This is a genomic window from Mesorhizobium sp. M7A.F.Ca.MR.362.00.0.0 (assembly GCF_004023175.1).
Lineage (GTDB): Bacteria > Pseudomonadota > Alphaproteobacteria > Rhizobiales > Rhizobiaceae > Mesorhizobium.
Map to the genome: position 1 here is coordinate 681 of NZ_RZTF01000518.1, position 3,114 is coordinate 3,794.

Below are 3,114 nucleotides of genomic sequence, written 5' to 3' on the forward strand. Positions count from 1 at the left end.
GTGGTGAAGAAGGACAGGTCGGTGTAGATGCGCGCCGTTACCGGATGGTAGTTGCCGGTGCCGAGGTGCACGTAGTTGCGCAGCTTGCCGTCCTCGCGCCGCACGACCAGCGACATTTTCGAATGGGTTTTCAGCTCAAGAAAGCCGAACACGACCTGCACGCCGGCACGCTCCAGATCGCGCGCCCAGCGAATGTTGGCTTCTTCGTCGAAACGCGCCTTGAGCTCGACCAGCGCGGTGACCGACTTGCCGGCCTCGGCCGCGTCGACCAGCGCACGCACGATCGGGCTGTCATTGGAGGTGCGGTAAAGCGTCTGCTTGATCGCCACCACTTCCGGATCGGCCATCGCCTGGCGCAGGAACTGCACCACGACGTCAAACGATTCGTAGGGGTGATGGACGACGATGTCCTTCTCGCGGATGGCGGCAAAACAGTCGCCGCCATGCTCGCGGATGCGCTCGGGAAAACGCGGATTGTAGGGCATGAATTTCAGGTCGTCGCGAGGGACGGCGACGATCTCGGAAATCTGGCTGAGCGCCAGCGGCCCGGTGAGCACGCTGATGCGGCTCGACGACACGCCAAGCTCGCCTGCCACGAAGTCGCGCAATTCGCCAGGCATCAGCCTGTCGAATTCGATGCGGATCACCGAACCCCGCCGCCGCCGCTTCAGCGCCGTTTCGAACAGGCGAACCAGGTCCTCGGACTCCTCCTCGACCTCGATATCGCTATCGCGAATGATGCGGAACGTGCCGGAGCCCTTGACCTCGTAGCCGGGGAAGAGCTTGCCGATATAGAGGCCGACCGCCTCTTCCAGCGGGATGAAGCGGACATGATGCTTGCGGTCCGGCAGACGGATGAAGCGCTTCAGCGCCACCGGCAGGCGCAGCAGCGCGCTCATCTCCTCACCGTTCTTGCGATGGCGCAATTGCAGCGCCATCGAGAAGCCGAGATTTGGAATGAACGGAAACGGATGCGCCGGGTCGATCGACAGCGGGGTGAGCACCGGGAAAACCTGTTCCTGGAAATGGTCTTCCAGCCAGACTTTCTCGTCCTTGGTCAGCGCATCGCGGGTGATGCTCTCGATGCCTTCCTTGTTGAGCAGCACGGTAAGCGCCGAAAGGCTCTTCTGCTGGTCTTCCTGCAGCCGCTCGACCTCACGCAGCAGCTGTTCGAGCTGCTGTTCGGGGGTGCGTCCGTCAGGGCTCTTCAGCGTGATGCCCTCGCGCACCTGGCCGGCAAGACCGGCAACGCGGACCATGAAGAACTCGTCGAGGTTGGCGGCCGAGATCGACAGGAAGCGGACGCGCTCCAGCAGCGGATGATTGAGGTTCAGCGACTCCTCGAGAACGCGCCGGTTGAACTGCAGCCAGGAAAACTCGCGGTTGACAAACCGGTCCGGATTGCCGCCCTCCGGGCGGGCCACCTCGACATCCACGAATTCGTTCTGCACCGGCTTCAGTTCGTTCATGATTCCCGCTCTTCCACACCGTCAGCCAGCTAAAGCGTCGTGCGTCATTCAGGACGCGCAAAGGACGCTCTGCCACTCCAAGGCGACGCATGGTCCTTGCCGAAAACCGATGTCGGTCTTCGGGGCCATGCGTTAACCGGCTTAACTTATCCTCTGACAGGCTTTTGCGACAGTTTCATTTCATCGAACTTGCAAAGAGGCCTGATATGATCCAGATGCAGACGAGACTGCGTTAAGGAGACGACGATGGCAGGCGGTTCCATTCCCCATTTTCAGAACGATGCGGGCTATCAGGCAATCGACATCGGCGTGAAGGAATTCATGTGCACGGGCGCCAATCCGCCTTTCGACCACCCGCATGTGTTTCTGGACATGGGCGACGACAACGAAAAAGTCTGCCCCTATTGCTCGACGCTCTACCGCTATTCTCCGAAGCTGAAGGCGACCGAGACGCTGCCGGCCGGCTGCATCTACATCGATCAGGCCGCCTGAGTCTTTCGCGACCAGCCCGATGACCGACACGCGATCCCGGCAAATTGTCATCGCCGGGGCGGGTGTCGCCGGATTGACCGCAGCGCTTGCATTCGCCGACCGCGGCTACCCTGTTCGGGTGTTCGAACAGGCGCAGCGCCTGGAAGCTGCCGGCGCCGGCATCCAGCTCTCTCCCAACGCGACACGTATCCTTCGCCAGCTTGGCGTACTCGACAAGCTGCTGCCGGCAACGGTGCGGCCGGAAGCGGTGGTCCTGAAGGACGCCGCGACGTTGCGCGAACTGGCGCGGGTGCCGTTGGGGCAAGCCGCCGAAACGCGCTGGCAGGCGCCCTATCTCGTGGCGCACAGGGCCGATCTGCAGAGCGCACTGACCGCGCGCGTTGCCGAGATGCCGGATATCCATCTCACCACCGGCGCCCGCATCGGCGACGTTGACACCGGCCCGGATGGCATCACCGCGACGGCCGAGATCAATGGCAAAACCGTCGAGGCGGAGGGCCTCCTGCTGGTTGGGGCCGATGGCGTCTGGTCGTCGGTGCGCAGGCTTGCCCGCTCCGCCAAGGGAGCGACCCTCGCAACGAGCCGTTTCTCCGGCGAACTGGCCTGGCGCGCCACCGTCGCGGCCGACAGTGCCGCCGGTCGGAGCTTTGCAGCCATAGGCGCCAGGGACTGCGTCACCACTTTCCTGCATCCCGGCTTCCATATGGTCGCCTATCCCGTCAGCAAGGGTGCGGCCTTCAATCTCGCGGCCTTCACCAGGGGCGACCGCATTGCCGAGGGCTGGTCCGGCAACGCCGACGCCGGGATCCTGACCCGAGCCCTGCGCGGCACCGCGGCAGAACTTGCCCGCCTGGTCGAGCAGGCCGGCCCATGGACCGCATGGCCGATCCACACTGTTGACCCGCAACAGCCCTGGACAACGCCGAACGGCATCGCGCTGATCGGCGACGCCGCGCATGCGATGACCCCGTTCGCGGCGCAAGGCGCGGCGATGGCGATCGAGGATGCGGCGACGCTTGCCGAGGCCGTCTACGCCTCCCCCACTAACCCCTTGGCCGCGCTTGCGGTTTGGGAGCAGTCACGGCGGCCGCGTGTCGCGCAGGTCGCCCGACGCGGCGCCGTCAACCGGCTGGCCTGGCATGCCTCGGGTCCA

General features: G+C 64.3%; 3 protein-coding genes. 2 read left to right on the plus strand and 1 reads right to left on the minus strand.

The annotated features are described in order from the left end of the window. Nucleotides 1-1,469 (minus strand): polyphosphate kinase 1 (ppk1, locus tag EOC06_RS34295; RefSeq protein ID WP_245470318.1); only part of this gene is annotated, 1,469 nt, incomplete at its 3' end. A 246-nt stretch (nucleotides 1,470-1,715) separates the two neighbouring features. Here ppk1 and EOC06_RS34300 point away from each other — a divergent pair. Both EOC06_RS34300 and EOC06_RS34305 read left to right on the plus strand, forming a co-directional pair. Further along, a complete protein-coding gene (locus EOC06_RS34300; RefSeq protein WP_023814125.1) occupies nucleotides 1,716-1,961 on the plus strand; it encodes a zinc-finger domain-containing protein in 246 nt (81 codons plus the stop codon). A gap of 19 nt (nucleotides 1,962-1,980) precedes the next feature. Then, nucleotides 1,981-3,114: FAD-dependent monooxygenase (locus tag EOC06_RS34305; protein WP_128309897.1), on the plus strand; the 1,134-nt coding region annotated here is incomplete at its 3' end.